General features: G+C 68.7%; 16 protein-coding genes. 4 read left to right on the top strand and 12 right to left on the bottom strand.

Translation table 11 applies throughout. The annotated features are described in order from the left end of the window. Nucleotides 1-84: 84 nt before the first annotated feature. The 10 genes from pstS to ACZ6ZD_RS12520 form a co-directional block, all read right to left on the bottom strand. A complete protein-coding gene (gene pstS / locus ACZ6ZD_RS12565) occupies nt 85-1,221 on the bottom strand; it encodes a phosphate ABC transporter substrate-binding protein PstS (RefSeq protein ID WP_465671239.1) in 1,137 nt (378 codons plus the stop codon). Between the two features lie 217 nt (nt 1,222-1,438). Then, nucleotides 1,439-2,716, bottom strand: a complete 1,278-nt coding sequence (locus ACZ6ZD_RS12560) for a hypothetical protein (protein ID WP_465671237.1) — start codon at nt 2,714-2,716, stop codon at nt 1,439-1,441. A 7-nt stretch (nt 2,717-2,723) separates the two neighbouring features. Continuing rightward, nucleotides 2,724-4,016: a hypothetical protein gene (locus ACZ6ZD_RS12555; RefSeq protein ID WP_465671235.1), complete on the bottom strand. Its 1,293-nt coding sequence runs from the start codon at nt 4,014-4,016 to the stop codon at nt 2,724-2,726. A gap of 20 nt (nt 4,017-4,036) precedes the next feature. Next, nucleotides 4,037-5,305, bottom strand: coding sequence for a hypothetical protein (locus ACZ6ZD_RS12550; protein ID WP_465671233.1), 1,269 nt, complete (start codon nt 5,303-5,305; stop codon nt 4,037-4,039). A gap of 7 nt (nt 5,306-5,312) precedes the next feature. Beyond that, nucleotides 5,313-6,596 (bottom strand): hypothetical protein, encoded by a 1,284-nt coding sequence (locus ACZ6ZD_RS12545; RefSeq protein WP_465671231.1) that lies wholly within the window; start codon nt 6,594-6,596, stop codon nt 5,313-5,315. A 6-nt stretch (nt 6,597-6,602) separates the two neighbouring features. Beyond that, nucleotides 6,603-7,856: a hypothetical protein gene (locus ACZ6ZD_RS12540; protein ID WP_465671229.1), complete on the bottom strand. Its 1,254-nt coding sequence runs from the start codon at nt 7,854-7,856 to the stop codon at nt 6,603-6,605. Between the two features lie 114 nt (nt 7,857-7,970). Then, nucleotides 7,971-9,254: a hypothetical protein gene (locus tag ACZ6ZD_RS12535; protein WP_465671227.1), complete on the bottom strand. Its 1,284-nt coding sequence runs from the start codon at nt 9,252-9,254 to the stop codon at nt 7,971-7,973. Between the two features lie 165 nt (nt 9,255-9,419). Next, the gene (locus tag ACZ6ZD_RS12530) at nt 9,420-9,893 is read right to left on the bottom strand and encodes a bifunctional nuclease family protein (RefSeq protein WP_272954656.1); all 474 of its coding nucleotides are present in this window, start codon (nt 9,891-9,893) and stop codon (nt 9,420-9,422) included. Between the two features lie 122 nt (nt 9,894-10,015). Continuing rightward, the gene (locus tag ACZ6ZD_RS12525; RefSeq protein WP_465671225.1) at nt 10,016-10,894 is read right to left on the bottom strand and encodes an NUDIX hydrolase; all 879 of its coding nucleotides are present in this window, start codon (nt 10,892-10,894) and stop codon (nt 10,016-10,018) included. A gap of 9 nt (nt 10,895-10,903) precedes the next feature. Continuing rightward, nucleotides 10,904-13,063 carry an RNA degradosome polyphosphate kinase gene (locus tag ACZ6ZD_RS12520; protein ID WP_465671223.1) on the bottom strand — a complete coding sequence of 720 codons (2,160 nt, stop codon included), beginning with the start codon at nt 13,061-13,063 and terminating at the stop codon, nt 10,904-10,906. A gap of 65 nt (nt 13,064-13,128) precedes the next feature. Between ACZ6ZD_RS12520 and ACZ6ZD_RS12515 the strand changes: the two genes are divergently transcribed. The 3 genes from ACZ6ZD_RS12515 to ACZ6ZD_RS12505 all read left to right on the top strand — a co-directional run bounded on the left by ACZ6ZD_RS12515 (nt 13,129) and on the right by ACZ6ZD_RS12505 (nt 16,059). Continuing rightward, on the top strand, nt 13,129-14,208 hold the full coding sequence (locus tag ACZ6ZD_RS12515) for an alpha/beta hydrolase (RefSeq protein ID WP_465671221.1): 1,080 nt from the start codon (nt 13,129-13,131) through the stop codon (nt 14,206-14,208). A gap of 141 nt (nt 14,209-14,349) precedes the next feature. After that, nucleotides 14,350-15,342: an L-glyceraldehyde 3-phosphate reductase gene (gene mgrA / locus ACZ6ZD_RS12510; RefSeq protein WP_465672688.1), complete on the top strand. Its 993-nt coding sequence runs from the start codon at nt 14,350-14,352 to the stop codon at nt 15,340-15,342. Nucleotides 15,343-15,411: 69 nt separating this feature from the next. After that, a complete protein-coding gene (locus tag ACZ6ZD_RS12505; RefSeq protein ID WP_465671219.1) occupies nt 15,412-16,059 on the top strand; it encodes a hypothetical protein in 648 nt (215 codons plus the stop codon). 171 nt (nt 16,060-16,230) lie between these two features. On the opposite strand, the gene ACZ6ZD_RS12500 is transcribed toward ACZ6ZD_RS12505, so the two are convergent. Both ACZ6ZD_RS12500 and ACZ6ZD_RS12495 read right to left on the bottom strand, forming a co-directional pair. After that, nucleotides 16,231-17,208, bottom strand: a complete 978-nt coding sequence (locus tag ACZ6ZD_RS12500; protein ID WP_465671217.1) for a TAXI family TRAP transporter solute-binding subunit — start codon at nt 17,206-17,208, stop codon at nt 16,231-16,233. Then, nucleotides 17,205-19,199 (bottom strand): TRAP transporter permease, encoded by a 1,995-nt coding sequence (locus ACZ6ZD_RS12495; RefSeq protein WP_465671215.1) that lies wholly within the window; start codon nt 19,197-19,199, stop codon nt 17,205-17,207. The genes ACZ6ZD_RS12500 and ACZ6ZD_RS12495 overlap by 4 nt, the downstream gene beginning before the upstream one ends. Before the next feature lie 148 nt (nt 19,200-19,347). Here ACZ6ZD_RS12495 and ACZ6ZD_RS12490 point away from each other — a divergent pair, with 148 nt between their 5' ends. Then, a complete protein-coding gene (locus tag ACZ6ZD_RS12490; RefSeq protein WP_132414253.1) occupies nt 19,348-20,013 on the top strand; it encodes a response regulator transcription factor in 666 nt (221 codons plus the stop codon). The last annotated feature ends 1 nt before the right edge of the window (nt 20,014 follow it).

Raw genomic sequence — 20,014 nt, 5'->3', positions numbered from 1 at the left:
TCGGGGGTTCTCGATGACGAGGCGAAGCCCCGGCCGTCCTCCGAGGAACTCGGACCGGCCGGGGCTCGCATCAGTGCGGTGGTGTCAGCTGATCGACTGGATGGCCGCGTCGACCTTGGTCCGGATCTCCTCCGGCAGCGGCGCGTAGTTCAGCTCGGTCAGCGAGGCCTGGCCGTCCTTGCCGGCGAAGTAGCTCAGGAAGCTCTTCACCAGCGCGGTCTTCTCGGCCGGGAGGCCCTTGCTGCAGGCGATCTCGTAGGTGACCAGGATGATCGGGTAGGCCCCGGCCTCCTTGGTCGCGTAGTCCAGCTTCAGGGCCAGGTCGGACCCGGTGCCGGCCGGCTTCGCGGCGGCCAGCGCCTTACCGGCGGACTCGGCAGTCAGCTCGACCGGAGCGCCCGAACCGTTGTCGATCTGCGCGACGCCGAGCTTGTTGTCGACGGCGTACGACCACTCGACGTACGTGATCGAGTTCTTCGTGCTCTTGACGCCCTCGGCGACACCGGCGGACTTCTCCTTGCCCGCGCCGGTACCGGTCCACTTCTTGGCCGGCTCGCCCTTCCAGGCGCCGGCGCCGGCGGCGGCCAGGTACTTGGTGAAGTTCTCGGTGGTCCCCGACTCGTCGGAGCGGAAGAAGACCGAGATCGGGGCCGACGGCAACGTCGTACCGGCGTTCAGCTTGGCGATCGCCGGGTCGTTCCAGGTCTTGATGTCGCCCTGGAAGATCTTCGCCGCGGTGGCGCCGTCCAGCACCAGCTTCGGCAGACCGTCGACGTTGTACGCGATCGCGACCGGGCCGATCACCATCGGCAGGTTCAGCGCCGGGTTGGTCTGGCAGCGCTTCGCGGCCGCGGCCGCCTCGGACTCGCCGCCGTCCTTGTTCTCGGTCTTCAGGGCCGAGTCCGAACCGGCGAAGTCCACCTGGTTCGCGTTGAACTGCTTGATACCCGCGCCCGAGCCGGTCGCGTTGTAGTTCACCGACACGTCGGCGCACTTCTCGTTGTACTTGCTGATGACTTCCTCGATGGCGTTCTTCTGCGCCGAGGAGCCTTCGGCGTTCAGCGTGCCCTGCGGGCAGTCGGCCGCGCCGGTCGAGGACGAGCCCGAGGTCGGGTTCGAGGAGCCGGACGGCTCCGGGTCACTGCCACAGGCGCTCAGTGCGAGAACGCCGAGGGATGCCACGGCGACGGTGCCGACGCGGAGCAGGCGATTGACGGACACGAGGTGTTGCCCTTCTGCGGGAATCAGACTTCTGAACTTCCACAGACGGTAAGGAGACCAGGTGACTCATCACCCCGCCACCGGTGAACGACCGGTGAACGGTTCAGGCACCGTAAACGACACCCGGCGTGCCACCAGGCAGCCATCAGGTGAACTGAGTTAGCACCCGTCACTCTCCGTAGACAGAAACGGGTACTTTCTCACGTTTCGGTAACGCTCAGAGTACGGTGAACGGATATTCCAGGCTGCTCCCGGCGAGCACCGGCAGACCGTTCGCCTTCACCGGCGGCGTGACGACGCGGTACCACGTCGTCGCCTGCCGCGGGGCCCGGAACCGGATCCCGATCCGGCCCTTGGTCAGCTTCAGCTCCCGCACGTACACCCACTTCTTCCCGACCCGCTTCTGCAGCGCCGCCTTCATGTTCACCTCGGGCCAGGCCACCACGCTCAGCCCGACCATCCGGCCGGCGTCCGTGAAGTGCGGCTCCATCCCGGTGAAATAGACCTTCGCGGTCGACTTCGACGTCCGGGCCGTGGTCGACGCGGCCGGCGTCAGCTTGATACTCGCCTGCTCGATCCGCTTCGACGGCGGCACCCACAGCCGGTACTGCCGCTCCCCCAACGACGCCATGTCCGTGCTGAACGGCTCCCGCACGCTGCCGTTGTACCGGCCGTAGGTCTTCCACGGCGTCTTCGCGTTCGGGCGAGCCTGCAACTGGACCAGCGGGCTGATGTTCTTCAGATTCGTCTTGAGCGTGCTCTTGATGCCGACGGACAGGGTGTAGACCCCCACCGCCGGTACGACGAACGACGCCGCCATCGTCCCCACCTCAACCTTGCGCTCGAGCCACGGACCGCCGTGGTCGTCGTCGAGATACGAGGCGCGCCATTCGTTCCCGGCGTACAGCGTGATCGTCGACGGGCGCGGCCGGGCCGGCACCGTGAAGGACGTCGCCCCGGCCGGAATCGGGATCCGCTCGGTCGAACCGCCCCGAGCGATCTGGACGCCCAGGTACGCCGCGTCCGTCCGATCCAGCGGATCGTTCGGCGTAACGTCCTCGACCGCCGGCTGCGTCCACCGCTGCAGCTTCACCGAGCCGTCCGCCAGCAGATCCGCGTCCTCGATGATCGGGTACACCGGAGTCCGCGTATCGAACTCCACGCTCGGCGTCATCGCCGTGCTCGCCCCGTCCGCATCCTTCACGAAGATCTGGAACACCACCCGGTCCCGGTCGAACAGGGTCGCCGGGTCGACCAGGATCTCGTTCACCCCGCCGGCGGCCGTCCGGCCGCTCGTCTGCACGAGCCCGGTCCCCGGGTACCTCGTCCACACCATGTTCGCGGCGCCGTCGTCCGCCCACGTGACCCGAACCTTGTCCCCGGCCCACTCGAGCCGCACATCGGTCGCGGCGGCCGGCTCCGCGGCCCAGGCAGAGGTGGCGAGCCCGGCAGCGAGCACGACCGAACTGATGCCAACAGCAACTAATTTGCGCATGGGGTTCCTAGCGGATCGTGAGAGTGAAGGATTTGCTGGTGGTGGCGAGGACGGGCAGGCCGTTCACCATCAGCGCGGGCGTAGCAATGCGGAAGGCCGTCGTACCGCGCCGGGTCGCCTTGATCGGCACGGTCGCGATGCCTTTCTTGAGCGGCACCGCACGGACGTAACGCCACTTCTTGCCGTCCCAGCTCTGCAGCGCGGCGTTCATGTCGATCGCCGGACGCAACCGCACGTTCAGCTTGGTGGTCTGGCCGACCTTGACGCTCTTGGGCTGGAACTGCGCGGTCATCAGGTGGGCGACTGTCCGCGACGACTTCGTCGAACTGGACGCAGCGGCGGTCAGATCGATCACAGACGAGTCGACCCGCTTACGCGCCGGCACCCAGATTCGGTACTGGCGTCCGCCCAGCGAGCCGATGCCGGTGTTGAACGGGATGTCGTCGGCGTAGCCGTAGTACCTGCCGACGGTCTTCCAGGCGGCGGTGCTCGTCGGGCGGGCCTGTAGCTCCAGCCGGTCGAAGTAGTCGGACTGCAGGCTGCTGGTGAGCGATGCGCTGATCTCCATCCAGGTGCCGTACGAGGTCTGCGCCGGGACGCCGGAGATCGCAGTACGCGCGGAGACGACTCGTACCGTGCGCTGGTAGCGCGGGCCGTTTCCGTCGTCGTGCAGGTACGACGCGCGCCACTCGTTCCCGGCGTACATCGTGATGGTTCGCGCTCCAGGGCGCGCCGGGACGGTGAAGGTCGTCGAGCCGACCGGGACCGTCACCTTCTCCTTGACCTCCGAGCCCGGGACGCCGAGCTGCACCCCGAGGTACTCGTCGGAGACCGGCCGGTCCAATGGATCGTTCGGAGTCTGATCCTCGACCGCGTCCTGCGACCAGCGCAGTCGCACGGACTGATCGGCGAGCAGGTCGGCGTCCTCGATGAAGGGATACACGGGAAGCCGCGCGTCGAACAGGGGCGTCCTGGCTGCGGCGCTGCTGCCCTGGCCGGTGGCGTATGACGTGACCAAGATGCGAATCCGATCGCGGTCCAGGAAGGCGGCAGTATCGAGGAGCGCCTCGTTGGGCTGCGACGCTGTTCTCGTGGCGAGCAACACCACCTGGTCGGTGTCGACGTACTCGGCCCGGACCAGGTTCGGATCGCCGTTGTCCTTCCAGGTGACGCGAACCTTGCCGTCGGCCCATCCGACCTGCACGTCGGTGGGAGTCTCCGGGACGGCGGCCCAGGCCGGAGTCGCCAGAGCTGTGGTCAGTACGGCCGCTGTCGTCGCGGCAGCGAGAAGCTTGCGCATGAGATGAGTCCTAGCTCGAATCACAGAACAGCGAGGGTGAAGGTGTTGCTGGTGGTCGCCAGGATCGGCCGCCCCTGGTAGGCGAGCTTCGGAAGCACGACCCGGTAGCGCGTGGTGCCCACCAAGGTGGTCTTCATCGGGAGGCGGGCCACGCCGTTCTTGATCTGGACGACGGGACCGGTACGCCAACTGCCGTTGGCCCACCGCTGGAGGTTGCCGCGGACGGTCAGCGCCGGCTGGATCTTCACGTTCAGATTGACCGTCTGGCCGAGTTGGGCGCCGCGCCGATCGAACCCGACGACGGCGAACTTCGTGCTGGTCTGCGACGCCTTGGCCGAGGTCGACGCGGCCGGGATCAGCGTGATCCACGACTCGTTCACCTGCTTGAAGGCCGGCACCCACAGCCGGTACTGGCGGCCGCCCAGCGAAGCGATGCCGGTCTCGAAGTTCCGAACGTTCGTCCCGGTGTAGCGGCCGACTGTTTGCCAGGGCGCGGCGCTGTTCGCACGTGCCTGCAACTGCACCGGCCAGTTGAAGGAGTGACTGGAGGTAAGCGTGCTGTAGATCCCCAGGCGATCGCTGAACACCCCCTGAGCCGGCACAGACATCCCAGCCGACAGGGTGCCGACGTAGACGCTCACGAAGGTCTCCAACGCGGCCGGCGACGCCTCACCCCACACGTTCGCGGTCTCGGTCCAGATCCACAACCGCTTGGGCTGTGCCGGCACCGTGATCGTCGTCGCGCCGGCCGCGACGGGGTACGTAGCGAGCAGACCGCCGCTGCCGGCGTCGTCATGGACCTGGACCTCGCGTCGATCCTCGGACTCGGGGCGGTCCAGCGGATCGTTCGGCGTCCGGTCCTTCTGCGTCGCCTGGCTCCAGCGCAGCCGGACCGATCGATCGGCGAGCAGGTCGGCGTCCTTGATCTGCATGAAGGCGGGCCGCTGGGTATCGAAACTGACCGACGCCGTCGGGGCGCCCCAGCGTCCTGCCGTCCCACTTGCGACCGTGATCTTCAGCTCGCTCCAACCAGGCTTGAGCGCCGAAGGCGGCACCAGCAACTCGTTCGGCTCCCCCTCGATCCGGCCACCGATGACCGAGCTGTCGCTGGCCGAGTAGACGGCTCGGATCGAGTTGGCGGCGCCGTCGTCCTGCCAGGTCACCCGAATCTTGTCACCGGCCCAGGAAATCTGGACATCGGTGGGATCCGAGTCGGCAGCCCAGGCAGTAGGAGACAAACCGGTGAGCAGCAGGAGAGATGCGGTGGTGAGGGCGGCGAGTTTGCGCATGGGGTTCCTAGCGGACGGTGAGGGTGAAGGGCTTGCTGGTGGTCAGCTCGATGGGGAGGCCCTTGTAGGAGTGGCGGTTGACGGCGATGCGGTACTTGGTGGTGGTGCCGCGGCCGGCGGCGCGGATGGGGATGGAGGCGGCGCCGTGGGTGAGTTTGATGTCGCGGACGTAGCGCCAGGTTTTGCCGTCCCAGCGTTGGAGGGCGGCGAGTTTGTCCTGCAGGGGGCGGGCTTCGACGTTCAGCTTGACCGTCGCGCTGACGGGGGCGACGGCGGGGACGAAACCGGTCTTGACGAAGTTCGCCAGGGTCAGTGAGGTCTTCGGGGCGGTCGAGACTGGGCGCATGGCGACGATCGGCCGGCCGCCTTCTTGGTCGGTGGTGTGCGCGGGGACGAAGATGCGGTACTGGCGGCTGCCGTTCGACGGGGTCGACATCGGGATCGGCGTCCCTGGCTTCCGGCCGTTCGCGGAAATGGTCTTCCAGGGGGCGGAGCTGTTCGGTCGTGCCTGAACTTCTGCGGCGACGTTTTCCCAGCCTGGTGCGAGCTCCTGGGGACAGGAACAGAGGTACCGCCGCAGGGTGACCTCATCGACGACGCCGTGGGCGAACACCTGGCGATCCAGTACGCGGGCATCGATGCGGGTGATGCCGACCCGGACCACCGGGCCCGTGCCCGGAGTCGTCCCCCACTCGTTACCCGCTGACAGTGTGATCGCCGACAGCTGAGGCGGCGCCGGTACGTCGAACGCCACGTTGTCGTCGAGCGGCAGCGAATGCTCCTGCTGTGCGGCGCCCGGCCCGGCGACTGTCGCCTTGAGCCAGGTCGCATCCGCACGGTCCAGCGGATCGCCGGGGTTGTAGTCGTCGATCGCCGGCTGCTCCCACCACAGGCGCACCGAAAGGTCGGCCCGCATCGTGCCGTAGCGCAGCTCGGGTGTCCCCGGGCGCAAGGTGTCGAAGTTTCGCCCGAGCCCGCGCCGTGCACTTTCTTTGCCTTCGGCATCGATCGCGGCCACCGAGATCTGGGCGCTCCGGTCGGCGGCGAAGCTGCTCGGCGAGACCAGGACTTCGTTGGCGTCACCGGCGGCCGGTTGGGCCAGAACCGTCTCGCGACCGGCGGCGTAACCCCGGACGATGTTCGCTTCGCCCTGGTCCTGCCAGGTCACCCGGATTCGGTCGCCGGCCCAGGAGAGCTGGACGCCGGTGGGCGCCGGGGGCCGATCGGCCCAGGCGGGGGTGGCGAGAGTGGTGAGGAGAAGGGCGGTGGTGAGGGTGAGTAGTTTGCGCATGAGTGGTCAGCCGATGGTGATGGGGAAGGGGGAGCTGGTGGTGGGGGTGAGGGGGAGGCCGTTGATGGTGGTGGCGGGGAGGGAGATGCGGTAGGAGTAGGGGCCTCGGTCGGCGCCGGTGTTGGCGTGGGCGAGCATGGAGCCGTTGCGGAACTGGACGGCGAAGACGTTGCGCCAGTGGCCTTTGAGGAGGACTTGGAGCATGCCGCGGACGGTGACGGCGGGCTGGATCTTGGCCCAGACGTCGACGCGGGCGTGGCGGGCCGGGTGGGCGGGGGTGAAGCCTTTGCTGACGAATTTGACCAGGGTCTTCGAGGATCGGGCGGACGTCGAGGTGGGCGGGGTCAGGGCGATGACGTTGCCGCTGACAACCTTGCGGGCCGGGACGTAGAGCCGGTACTGGCGGTTCCCGAGTGAGGCGATGCCGGTGTCGAAGGTCGTGGTCGTGTTGCCGGTGTAACGGCCGTAGGTTTTCCAGGCGTCGGTGGTCTTGGCGCGGGCCTGGAGCTCGACCTTGATGCCGGAGGCGCGCTCTTCGCGGCCTTCGCTGGTGAACAGGTCGAGGGAGCTCTTGATGCCCAGGCGGGACGAGTACACGGCGCTCGCGGGGACGCTGATCCTGGCGCCCATGGTGCCGATCCGCAGCAGTTTGGGGTCGGGCGTCTCGCCCCATTCGTTGAAGGAGATCAGGCGGACGGCGGCGGGGCGCGGCAGTGCGGCCAGGGTGGCCGAGGTCTGGCGCGGATCGAAGTCGAAGGTCTGGGTGGCCGTTCCCGGGAGGTCGGCGACGGCTTTGAAGTCCACGTTGCCGGGGAGATCCAGGACGTCGCCCGGCGTCCGGTCCTGATCGGACGGCTCCGCCCAGTACAGGTTGATGTTCAGCCGGCTGTCGAGTGCGGCGTCGGACAGGCCGGGCGGCGCGGGCCGCTGGGTGTCGAACCAGCCCGTCGCGGTCGACTGGGCCAAGTCGTCGCCACTGGCAACGACCAGCCGGACGCGGTCGGCGGGCTTGAGCTTGGCCGGGAGGATCACTTCGTTGCCCTCGGCAGCGGTCACCGACTTGAGCAGCTCGGTCCGGTGCGGGGTCTCGTACTCGGCCCAGATGGTGTTCGGGACGCCGTCGTCGGTCCAGGAGAGCCGGAGCTCCCGATCGGGAGACCAGACGACGGCGGCGTCGGTCGGCGCGGCGGCCCAGGCGGGCGCCGGGAGGACGACGGTCAGGAGGGCGGCCGTGACCGCGGTGACGACAAGCTTGCGCATGAGGGATCCCCAGGTGAGAACGCCTGGTGGTCACCCCTGCCGCCAGTGCGTGAGCTGAAAATAGCGCACGCACTGGCGGGTAGAGCAAGTCCTACAGGTTGCAGCTTGCTGCAATTACTTCACGGTGAGGTTGTACGCCGGGCTCGTGTTGGCCTGAACGGTGAGGCCGTTCACGACGATGTTCGGGACGACGAAACGCAGGCGCAGGGTGTAGCGCTCGGTCTCGATGTCACCGCGCTCGACGTAGGAGCCCTTGGTCAGCGGGACGGTGAAGTCCGGGATGTCGATCCAGCGCTTGCCGTCCCAGCCCTGGACCTTGGCCCGGACGGACACCGCCGGGGAGATCTTCACCGAGAGGGTGGAGCGGCCGCCGACGCGGACGACCGACGGGCTGAAGCCGCCGCTGACGAACTTGACGAACGTCTTCGAGGACTTGACCGAGGTCGAGGTGGCCGGGGTCAGCGCGATGACGTTGCCGGCGGCAACCTTGCGGGCCGGGACGAAGAGCCGGTACTGGCGGTTGCCCAGCGCGGCGATGCCGGTGTCGAAGGCGGCGGTGGTGGCGCCGGTGTAGCGGCCGTAGGTCTTGAAGGCCTCGGTGGTCTTGCCGCGAGCCTGCAGCTCGACCTTGATCCCGCTGGCCTTCTCCTTGTGGCCCTCGGTGAAGACCAGGCTCAGGCTGCTCTTGATCGCGAGCCGGTTGGAGTAGAGCGCCGAGGCCGGGACCGTGATGCCGGAGCCCATGACGCCGAGCTTCACGACCTTGGCGGACGCCGCGCTGGTGCCCCACTCGTTGACGCCGACGACCCGGATCGACGACGGCCGGGCCTGCGCCGGGACGACGCCGGTCGTCGCGCCGGAGACGAACTCGTAGGTCTTGTTGGGGGTCGAGCCGGGCAGGTCGACGACGGCCGCGGCGGCACCGGCGACCGAGATGTCCAGCGGGTCCTTCGGCGTACCGTCGGCGACGGCGGTCAGCGCCCACTTCAGCGTGACGGAGGCGTTCGCGGCGATGTTCGCGTCCTGGACGACCGGCACGCCCGGCAGGAAGGTGTCGAACTCCGGCGACGGAGCCGCGACGCTCTCGCCCTCGGCGTTGGACGCCTTGACGATCAGCTTCACCTTGTCCTTGCCCTTGGCGAGGATGCTCTTCGGGACCAGGATCTCGTTGGCGGCGGTCGAGGCGACGTCCGCGAACTTGAGCTCGTTACCGCCCGGCAGCTGCCAGTAGACGGTGTTGGCCAGATCGGCGTCCAGCCAGCTCAGCTTGATGTTGTTGGCATCGGCCCAGGCGATCGTGACGTTGGTCGGCGCGTCCGGCACCGCGGCGAAGGCGGGGGCCGCGACGCCGACCGACAGGAGGGCGGCCACGGCCGCAGTGGCAGTAAATCTACGCATAGGAGTATTTCCCCAGGTGAGAGCGCCTGACGATCACCCCTGCCGTCAGTCCGCGTGTGTGGGCGAAATGTAACGCACCCACCGGCCGCGAAACGAAGTTTTGCAGCTTCGTGCAATGTGACCGAGGTTTCAGTCGACATCCAGTGGGGAAACTGTGACTCTCCGTCAGCTGGAGAAGTCCTCCGGGGCGACGCCGTCCAGGAACTGGCGGAAGCGTTCGAGCTCGGCCTGCTCCTCCTCAGGGGTGGCGACGCCGGCCTCGCGCAGGACCTCTTCGGTACAGCGGATCGGGGTGTTCAGCCGGACGGCGAGCGCCACCGAGTCGCTCGGACGGGCCGACACCCGGACGCCGTTGTCGAGCACCAGCTCGGCGTAGAAGACGGCCTCGCGCAGCTCGACGATCTCGACCGCCTCGATCCGGACGCCCCAGGCCTCGATCAGGTCCCGCATCAGGTCGTGGGTGAGCGGCCGCGACGGTCGCAGGCCCTGTTCCTCGTAGGCGATCGCGGTCGCCTCGACCGAGCCGATCGAGATCGGCAGGTAGCGGTAGCCCTCGGACTCGCGCAGCATCATCACCGGGGCCCGGTTGGGCGACTCCATCCGGATCCCGATCAGTGTCAGTTCTCGCATCATCGTCATGGTGCGACCTCTCCTCAGACCGGCTCCCGGTGGGGCGCCGGTTCCTCGGTAGGAACATACCCGCCGGTTCCAGTGTCACCCGGACACACCTCCCGCTGTGCCTGGATCGTCACCGAGCCGTGTCAGGGAGCGTGGAACCGCTCGGACACCATCCGGCCGTCGGCGAGCCGGTGCGCGACCACGAACGAGCCGGTCGCGAACTTGCCGACCTTGAGCCCCAGCTCCCGCGAGAGCGCCGGCAGCACCGGCCGATGCGAGGAGACGACCGTCACCTTCCCCGGCTTCCAGGCGCGCTCGGCCAGCCCCTTCAGCCCGCTCGGGTCGGAGTCGAACCCCCGCTCGGAGATCTCCGGCCACAAGTGGATGTGCCGCCCCAAGGAGTCCGCGTACGGCGTCAGCGTCGCGACACATCGCTCTGCGTCACTGCTGATCAGCCGATTGGCGCCGAGCGCCGCCAGGACGCCGACGAGCCGCGCGGCGACCGCCGTCCCCGTGTCGCTGAGCGGGCGCAGCGTGTCCTTGCCGTCCCACTCCTTACGTTTCACAGCCTCCGCATGCCGGACGACGATCAGCGTGGCAACCACCGGGACGACGCCGTCCAGCGTGTCCAGGATGCCGACGTCCCGCGAGTAACTGAGCCGGCCGCGGGCCTTGTCGACCGGCAGCCAGGCGATCTCGTCGACCTCGTCATTCGGCTCGAAGCCGCGATCGGTCGTCGGAACCGCCGACCAGTAGTGCACGAGCTTCTCGACCGTGACGCCGTTCTTGCGGATCGGGTAGCGCTGGACGCCGAGCGACGGGCCGAGCAGGACCTGCTCGCCGGTCTCCTCCTCGATCTCGCGGTGCGCTCCGAGGAGGACGTGCTCGTGCGGCGTGAGCTTGCCCTTGGGCAGCGACCAGTCGTCGTACCGGGGCCGGTGCACGAGCAACACCTCACGGGCGCCGCGGCGCTCTCGCCAGACGACGCCCCCCGCGGCGATAACCGTCGCCGGGTTGTTCATGTTTTCAGCCTAAGTAATCGGATCGGCAGTTCTGCGGCGGCCACGCGTGGCAATCAGTCTGCTCTGCAGATCACGCAGCGGCTCACCCTCCGGGCCGGTCAGCCGCGCCTCCCAGGTGTTGTCCGGCTGCAGCCACCAGGACTGCGTCCCCTCGTCGAGCGCCAGGTCGAACATCTCCCGGACCTCGCCGACGTGGTCGGCCTCCTTGAGCTGCACCAGCACCTCGACCCGGCGGTCCAGGTTGCGGTGCATCAGGTCGGCCGAGCCGATCCACGCCTCCGGCTCGCCGCCGTTCTCGAACCAGAACACCCGGCTGTGCTCGAGGAACCGGCCCAGGATGCTGCGCACCCGGATGTTCTCCGACAGCCCTTCGATCCCGGGCCGCAGCGTGCAGATCCCACGGATCCACAGATCGACCGGGACGCCGGCCTGGGACGCGCGGTAGAGCGCGTCGCACAGGGCCTCGTCGACCAGGCTGTTCACCTTGATCCGGACCCGCGCCGGACGACCGGCCAGGTGGTGCTGGACCTCGCGGTCGATGCGCTCGACCAGACCCCGGCGGACGGACTGCGGGGCGACCAGGATCCGCCGGTAGCCGGCGTTCCGGGCGAAGCCGGACAGGTGGTTGAACAGGTGCGCGACGTCCTCGGTGACGACCTTGTCGCTGGTCAGCAGGCCGAGGTCCTCGTACAGGCGGGCGGTCTTGGGGTGGTAGTTGCCGGTGCCGATGTGGACGTAGCGACGCAGGCCGTCCGGCTCGTCGCGGACCACCAGCGACAGCTTCGAGTGCGTCTTGAGCCCGATCACGCCGTACACGACATGGCAGCCCGCGTGCTCCAGCTGGCGGGCCCACTTGATATTCGCCTGCTCGTCGAACCGGGCCTGGATCTCGACCAGCACCAGGACCTGCTTACCCGCCTCGGCCGCGTCGATCAGCGCGTCGACGATCGGCGAGTCACCCGACGTCCGGTACAGGGTCTGCTTGATCGCCAGCACCTGCGGGTCGGCGGCGGCCTGCTCGATGAAGCGCTGCACGCTGGTCGAGAACGAGTCGTACGGATGGTGGACGAGGACGTCGCGCTGTTTGAGCGCGTAGAACATGTCCGCCGGGTTCGAGGTCTCGACCTCGGCCAGGTGCGGGTGCGTGGACGGGACGAACGCCGGGTACTTCAGCTCGGCCCGGTCCAGACCGGAGATCGTGAACAGGCCGCGCAGGTCCAGCGGGCCGGGCAGCTCGAACACCTCGGCCTCGGTGACGCCGAGCTCGGACAGCAGCAGCGCCTTCACCTGCGGGTCGATCGACTCCTCGACCTCGAGCCGGACCGGCGGGCCGAACCGGCGCCGCAGCAGCTCCTTCTCGAGCGCGGCCAGCAGGTTCTCGGCGTCGTCCTCCTCGACCTCGAGGTCCTCGTTCCGGGTGACCCGGAAGGTGTGGTGCTGGGTCACCTCCATCCCCGGGAAGAGCTGGCCCAGGTGGGTCGCGATGACGTCTTCGAGCGGGACGAACCGGCCCTCGGCGACCTGCACGAACCGCGGCAGCAGCGGCGGCACCTTCACCCGGGCGAAGTGCTCGCCGCCGGTGTCGGGGTTGCGGACGACGACGGCCAGGTTCAGGCTCAGGCCGGAGATGTACGGGAACGGGTGCGACGGGTCGACGGCGAGCGGCGTCAGCACCGGGAAGACGCGGTCACGGAAGAAGCGCGTCATGTCCTCGCGCTCGCTGTGCTCCAGGTCGTCCCAGCGCAGGATGTCGATGCCCTGCTCGGTCAGCGCCGGCTGGACCACCTTGCGCCAGGTGTCGGCCTGGCGGTCCATCAGCTCGCGGCTGCGGCTCAGGCTGCGGTCGAGCACCTCGCGGGGCAGCAGGCCGCTGGCCGCCTTCACCGCGACCCCGGCCGCGATCCGGCGTTTCAGACCGGCGATCCGGACCATGTAGAACTCGTCCAGGTTGCTGGCGAAGATGGCCAGGAACTTGGCCCGCTCCAGCAACGGGACGCTGTCGTTCTCGGCGAGCTCGAGCACCCGCTGGTTGAACGCCAGCCAGCCCAGCTCCCGATCCGAGAACCGATCCGCCGGCAGATCACCGGCCGCCGCGATGTCGTACGGCGGTTCGACGTCGTACTCCCGATTGTGGGACGCCAGCAAGTCTCCAGCCACGTTGACCAGCATCCCATCCTTTGGTGAACGCCAGGTTGCCGAGGGCATGTCGGACTTTGTTGCTAGCGTCACTCCTTGTGAACCCTCGACTGGACGCCCTGCTCCGCGGCCCCCTGGCCGCCGCCCAGGCGAACGCGCTGACGCCGCTCTACGCGCTGCCCGCCGCCGTTCGCCGCCGGCTGGCCGGCCCGCCGATCCAGATCGACGGCAACACCCTGGACCCGGAGATCCAGCTGCTCCTGCGGGCGCAGGCATTGTTGCCCGGCACAACCAAAACCGACGCGCCCGGCGCCCGCGCCCAGTTCCGCTCGGTGAACAAACTCGTCGCCGGCCACCCGCGTCCCCTACAGCGTGTGACCGACCTCACCGTCCGCGGCGCCGACGGCCAGCTCGGCGCCCGGCTCTACGTCCCGCGCGGGGCGCGCGACACCGGGAACGGGCTGCTGGTGTTCTTCCACGGCGGCGGCTGGGTCGTCGGCGACCTCGACACCCATGACCCGGTCTGCCGGATCATCGCCGCGGACGCCGGGATCCGCGTCCTGTCGGTCGACTACCGGCTGGCCCCCGAGGCGCCCGCCCCGACCGCCGCCGAGGACGCGATCGCCGCCTTCACCTGGGCCGTCGACCACGCCGAGGACCTCGGCGTCGACCCGGCCCGGATCGCCGTCGGCGGCGACAGCGCGGGCGGGAACATCTCGGCCGTCGTCGCCCAGCAGTCCGTCGTCCGCGACTTCCCGTGGCCGGCGCTGCAGGTGCTCCTCTACCCCGCGCTCGATCTGGTCGGCCGCCGTCCCAGCCGAGACCTGTTCGGCGAAGGGTTCCTCCTGACCGAGGAGGACATCATGTGGTTCCGCGAGCACTACACCCCCGACCCGGCCGTGCGGCCGACCGCCGAGGTCTCCCCGCTGCTGGTCGACGACAAGGCCCTCGCCGATCTCCCGCCCGCGCTGATCACCTCGGCCGGTTTCGATCCGCTCCGCGACGAGGCCCGTGAGTACGTCGATCGCCTGACCGCGGCCGGCGTCCCGGTGACGCACCTCTACCACCCCACGCTCGTCCACGGGCACTACAACCTGCTCCCACTGCCCGGCGCGACCGCCGACGCGCTCGTCACGCTGACCGCGCATCTGAGAGCCGCGCTCGGCCCGAGCTCCTGACTGCCCGGCCAGAAGGTGGGTTTCTAGCTGTCAGTTCTGCCATTTCTTGCGCAAAACAAGGGGTTTTGCGCTTGTAACTACATGGGGCAGACTGGCCGGGTGACTGACTACGTAGCGGCTGGTGAGCGGTACGACGACCGGATGGTTTACCGACGGACGGGAAAGAGCGGGTTGCAGCTGCCCGCCGTCTCGCTGGGGTTGTGGCACAACTTCGGCGACGACAAGCCGTTCGAGACGCAGCGCGCGATCCTGCGCCGCGCCTTCGACCTCGGCGTCACGCATTTCGACCTGGCGAACAACTACGGCCCGCCGTACGGCGCCGCCGAGACGAACTTCGGGACGCACTTCCAGCGCGACTTCAAGAAGTACCGCGACGAGCTGATCCTGTCGAGCAAGGCCGGTTACGACATGTGGCCGGGCCCGTACGGCCAGGGCGGTGGCTCGCGGAAGTACGTGCTCGCCTCCCTCGACCAGTCGCTCGCGCGGATGGGCGTCGACTACGTCGACATCTTCTACTCGCACCGCTTCGACCCGGACACCCCGCTCGAGGAGACGATGGGCGCGCTCGACACCGCCGTCCGCTCCGGTAAGGCGCTGTACGCCGGGATCTCGTCGTACAGCGCCGAGAAGACCCGCGAGGCCGCGCGGATCCTGCAGGAGCTGGGGACGCCGCTGCTGATCCACCAGCCGTCGTACTCGATGCTGAACCGCTGGATCGAGGAGGACCTGCTGGACGCCGTCGGCGAGCTGGGCGTCGGCGTCATCGCGTTCTCGCCGCTGGCGCAGGGCGTCCTGACCGACCGCTACCTGGGCGGTATCCCCGAGGGCTCGCGCGCCGCGCAGGGCAAGTCGCTGGACCCGGAGTCGCTGACCGAGGACACCCTCAAGCACGTCCGCGCGCTGAACGAGATCGCCAAGGAGCGCGGCCAGACCGTCGCCCAGCTCGCCATCGCCTGGACGCTGCGTGATGCCCGCGTCACCAGCGCCCTGATCGGCGCCTCCAGCGTCAAGCAGCTGGAGGGCAACCTCGAAGCCGTCCGCAACCTCGAGTTCAGCAAGGACGAGCTTGAAGCCATCGACGCGGACGCCGTCGAGGCCGGCATCAACCTGTGGAAGAAGAGCTCCGACCACTGACCGTCGCTCAGCGGTTGCGTTCGGTCCGAACTGGGCACTTCTGGGGGTAACCCCCTGGAGGTGGTGGACGTGACCGCTTCGACGCTGGAGATGGCCCTGGGCTACGAGCACGAGCGGATCCGGGAGCTGGCCGTACCGGCCGGCCACCCGGCCGCCGCGCACCCGGATCACCGCCACAGCACCGACTGGTTCTACGCGATCACCGCGCAGCACCTGTCGGCCGCTGAGGACGTGCTGCTCCCGCACGTACGACGCCTGCCGGACGGCGCCGCCCTGGTCGCGCAGTACGTCGGCAACGCCAAGAGCCTGGAGCGCTGTCTGCGGTCGCTCAAAGGCCGCCAGTACGGCGACAGCCGGGTCCTGCACCTGGATCCGTACGACGTCCTGCGCAGTATCGACCGGCTGCTGACCGAGCACGAGCAGCTCGAGACCGACTACAGCCGGCAGTTGAGCGACCAGCTCGACGACCGGGAGATCAACTCGCTGACCGAGGAGTTGCTGGAGGCCGAAGAGGTCGCGCCGACCCGCGCGCATCCGAACTCGCCGCACACCGGCCGGGCCGGTCGGCTGGCGCACCGGCTCTGGGCGATGGCCGACAACGCCTGGGACAGCGCCGAGGGGCGCGTCGTCCCGACGAAGTACCACGTGCACCCGAAGCGCAACTCCGCCCTGTCGCACTACCTCTACGGCACGGCGATGCCCCCGACAGACAAGTGACCGGGCCCGGGGCCCTCGGATGCCTCCGAAGGTCCGGGCCCGGTCGACCGGCTCGTACTGCGCCTGGTTGTACGGGCCGGCAGGTCCCGCCGCCGCTGCGCCTGGTGTGCGGCGGTGGGTCCGACGCCCTCCCCCGCTGCGCCTGGAGTGCGGGGGAGGACGGGCTGGTGATTACTTCAGGGCGTCCAGCGCCTTCTGGGCGCCGGGGTGCAGCGGGACCGGGTCGGTCTTCGCGGCGTTCGCCTTGTCGATCCCCTTCGCGGCCGCGTTGACGGCGACCAGGGCGTCGAGGTTCTCGTAGAGGGTCTTGGTCAGCTGCTCGGCGAGCTCGTCCTTCATGTCCTTGCGGACCAGCAGGACGTTCGGCACGACGATGGTCGAGACGTCGGCCGGCTGCTTGTAGGTCGCGGCCGGGATCGGCGCCTCGGAGTACACCGAGCCGTACTTCTCGGTCATCTTCGGCAGCAAGTCGCCGATCGACAAGAGCTTGACGCCCTTTCCGAGGCTGGTGGTCAGATCGGTGATGCCGCCGGTCGGCAGCCCGCCGGACCAGACCAGCGCGTCGATCGAGCCGGATTTCATCGCGTCGACCGACTCCGGCAGACCGAGCCGCTGGGCGGTGACGTCCTTGGCCGGGTCCAGGCCGGCGGCCTCGAGCAGCCGCCGGGCGATCACCTCGGTGCCCGAGTTCGGGGAGCCGGTGGAGACCCGCTTGCCCTTCAGGTCGGCGATCGAGTTGATGTTCGCCGACGCCCGGACGGCGACCTGGGTGTAGTTGTTGTAGAGCCGGGTCAGCGCGACGACGTCCTGCTTGGCCTGGAAGCTGTTCACGCCGTTGACCGCGTCGGCCGCGGTGTCGCCGAGCGAGAAGGCGATGTCGTAGTTGCCGCCGACCAGGCCCTGCACGTTCTGCACCGAGGCGCCGGTCTCACTCGCGGTGGCCCGGTAGCCGGACATCTTCTGCGAGATCACCGAGGCGTACGCGCCGCCGAGCTGGTAGTAGACGCCCGTGGTGTTGCCGGTGGCAATGGTCAGCCGGCCGCCGGAGTCCGAGCCGGAGGCGGGCGGCTCCTGCTGACCACCGCAGGCGACCAGCGAGACGGCGGCGGCGAGCGCCACCACGACGGCGGGGAGGCGACGGGTCTTCATGAGCTGGCGGGTCCTTCCTTCGGTGCGGTCTGGCGTTGCCGCCGGACCACATTGATGACGACGGCAACAAGTAGCAAACCGATCCCGGCGCCGATGGTTACGGGCGCCAGGTAAAGCAGCAGCAACGCGGCCGGCACGCAGACCGCCCGCTCCACCCAGCTGGTGGCAACCAGGATCCAGCCGCCGGTCACCACGGCCAGCGCGGCGACGGCCAGCATCGACACCAGCAACGTCCAGACCATTCCGACGAACGATCCCTGACCGAGCAGGTGTGCGCCGTTGTCGGTGAGCACGAACGCGAACGGCACCAGGAACGCCGGCAGCGTGTACTTCCACGCCTGCCACATGGTCGGCATCACCTTGCCGCCGGTGATCGCGGACGTCGCGACCGCGGCCAGCGCGGTCGGCGGCGACACCTCCGACAGCACGGCGTAGTAGAAGATGAACATGTACGCCTCGGGCTGCGAGACGCCCAGCTGAACCAGCGCCGGCGCGATGATCACCGCGGCGATGATGAAGGACGCCGTCACCGGCACGGCGAGCCCGAGGATCAGGACGGCGAACGCCGACAGCACCACGGTCAGGATCAGGATGACGGTGTGGTTGTCGGTCAGCCCGCGGGCCGCGCCGACGATGATCTCGGCCAGGTTCAGCCCGAGGCCGGTCTGGGTGGTGACCGCGACGATCACGCCGGCCGTCGCACAGGTCGCCGCCACCGGCAACACCGAACGGGTGCCTTGGGCAAGCGCTTTGAACAATGGACCGGCGGTCAGCCGGTGCTGCTTGTCCAGGAACGACAGCCCGAACTGGATGATCACCGCGTAGACGACGGCCTTGAACGGCGGGACGTCGACCGCCATGAAACCGATGATCACGAACAGCGACAGGAAGTGGTACCCGAACCGCAGGAACAGCTTCCACGCCGATTGGTTCGACGTCTCGGTGGACGTCGTCCCGTGCCGGCGGGCGTCGATCTCGATCGCGAGCAGGATGCCCAGGTAGTAGAGGATCGTCGGGATGACGGCGTACCCGAGCACGGTCAGGTACGAGACCTGCAGGAACTCGGCGATGATGAAGGCCGCCGCGCCCAGCGTCGGCGGGGACAGGATCGCGCCGATGCCCGCGGCGGCGAGCATGCCGCCGGCCGGCTCGGCCGGGTAGCCGGCCCGGCGCAGGATCGGCCACGAGACGGTGCCGAGCGAGACGGCGGTCGCCGTCCCGGAGCCGGAGACGCTGCCGAGCAGGAAGCCGGCAAGGGTGACCGTGCGGCCGGGCGCCGTCCGGCTGCGCTTGAAGGCGGCGAAGGACAGGTCGATGAAGAACTTGCCGGCGCCGGAGTAGTCGAGCACGGCGCCGTAGATGGTGAAGAGCACGATGTAGCTGGCGGCAACATTCAGCGGCGTCCCGTAGAAACCCGCGGTACCCATCGTGAACTGCGCGATGATCGCGTCGAAGTTGAAGCCCTGGTGGGCCAGCGACCAGGTGTAGGGCAGCAGACCGCCGTAGTAGGCGTAGGCGAAGAAGAGCAGGCTGACCAACGGGAGCACCCAGCCCGTCGTCCGGCGGCAGGCCTCCAGCAGCAGGACCAGCAGGACGGCGCCCGCGAGGACGTCGAGTGTCGTCGGCGTCTGGCGCCGTTCGAGATAGCCGTCGAAGTCGAGCAGCGGGTAGACGCAGGCCGCCAGGGCGATCAGCGCGAGGATCCAGTCGCTGATCCCGGGGTCGTCATGATCACGGTTGCGAAACGGATTCAGCACCGCGGGGACCTTCCAGCCCCGGTAACACAGCAGCGTCATCGGCAGGACGGCTGCGAGAAAGATCACCAGGTAAAACTGGGTTCCCTGTGGTAGTGGGAAGAAGACCTGGGCCAGGACGCCGATGCTGACGATCGCGCACCAGACCGCGATGATCACATCGAGGGCAGGTCGAAGCCGCCGAGCGGGCCGTTCCTGCTCGTACTCGGCGAGCTCTTCGTCGGAGGGCGTGCTCACGCCACCCCCCGTTCCGATACCGACAGTCATCTACCGGTTCCCTCCTGTGTGCGGAAGGCTAATGTTGCCGAACACTGCGTGGAGTCGCGTGATTACGTCTTTACCAAGATCTGACACATCCGGGCGTCACCTGGCCTACGATCACCGCATGAGTGGCGCCGTCAGGATTTTGCTGGTCGAAGACGATCTCGATATCGCCAATGCCCTGATACCCGCCTTGCGCCGGTACGGCCTGATGGTGACCCATGTCCGGACGGCGGCCGACGCGCTCGCGGCGGACCCGGGCGACCTGGTGCTGCTCGACCTCGGCCTGCCCGACGGCGACGGGATCAACGTCTGCCGGCAGATCCGGTCGGTCTCCGACGTCCCGGTGATCGCGGTCACCGCGCGGGGCGAAGCGGCCGATCGGGTGCGTGGTCTGCGCAGCGGCGCCGACGACTACGTGGTGAAACCTTTCGCGATCTCCGAGCTGCTGGCCCGGATCGATGCTGTACTACGTCGTACCGGCCTCTTGCAGCCCCGCCCCCGGGTGACTGTCGGCGACCTCACCGTGGACATCGAGGCCCGGACCGTCCAGGTCGCGGACAAGCCCATCAGCCTGACCCGCAAGGAGTTCGACGTGCTCGCTGTGCTGGCCGCGCACCACGGCCGGGTCGTCCCGCGCGAACAGGTCGCCCTGTACGCGTGGCAGTCCGTCTTCGAGGCCTCCTCGCGCACGATGGACGTCCATGTCGCCTCCCTGCGCGCCAAACTCGGCCGGCCCGAGCTGGTGCAGACGATCCGCGGTGTCGGCTACCGCCTCGGCTCGGACTGAC

It is taken from the genome of Kribbella sp. NPDC104218, from assembly GCF_055584105.1.
The sequence above is the reverse complement of the archived record's forward strand: the minus strand, read 5'-3'. Positions and strand labels throughout refer to the sequence as shown.

Coding starts and splice junctions, on each gene's coding strand:
- ACZ6ZD_RS12560 (WP_465671237.1), bottom strand. CDS start 2,716: ATGCGCAAATTAGTTGCTGTTGGCATCAGTTCGGTCGTGCTCGCTGCC.
- ACZ6ZD_RS12555 (WP_465671235.1), bottom strand. CDS start 4,016: ATGCGCAAGCTTCTCGCTGCCGCGACGACAGCGGCCGTACTGACCACA.
- ACZ6ZD_RS12550 (WP_465671233.1), bottom strand. CDS start 5,305: ATGCGCAAACTCGCCGCCCTCACCACCGCATCTCTCCTGCTGCTCACC.
- ACZ6ZD_RS12545 (WP_465671231.1), bottom strand. CDS start 6,596: ATGCGCAAACTACTCACCCTCACCACCGCCCTTCTCCTCACCACTCTC.
- ACZ6ZD_RS12540 (WP_465671229.1), bottom strand. CDS start 7,856: ATGCGCAAGCTTGTCGTCACCGCGGTCACGGCCGCCCTCCTGACCGTC.
- ACZ6ZD_RS12535 (WP_465671227.1), bottom strand. CDS start 9,254: ATGCGTAGATTTACTGCCACTGCGGCCGTGGCCGCCCTCCTGTCGGTC.
- ACZ6ZD_RS12530 (WP_272954656.1), bottom strand. CDS start 9,893: ATGACGATGATGCGAGAACTGACACTGATCGGGATCCGGATGGAGTCG.
- ACZ6ZD_RS12525 (WP_465671225.1), bottom strand. CDS start 10,894: ATGAACAACCCGGCGACGGTTATCGCCGCGGGGGGCGTCGTCTGGCGA.
- ACZ6ZD_RS12520 (WP_465671223.1), bottom strand. CDS start 13,063: ATGCTGGTCAACGTGGCTGGAGACTTGCTGGCGTCCCACAATCGGGAG.
- mgrA (WP_465672688.1), top strand. CDS start 14,350: ATGGTTTACCGACGGACGGGAAAGAGCGGGTTGCAGCTGCCCGCCGTC.
- ACZ6ZD_RS12500 (WP_465671217.1), bottom strand. CDS start 17,208: ATGAAGACCCGTCGCCTCCCCGCCGTCGTGGTGGCGCTCGCCGCCGCC.
- ACZ6ZD_RS12490 (WP_132414253.1), top strand. CDS start 19,348: ATGAGTGGCGCCGTCAGGATTTTGCTGGTCGAAGACGATCTCGATATC.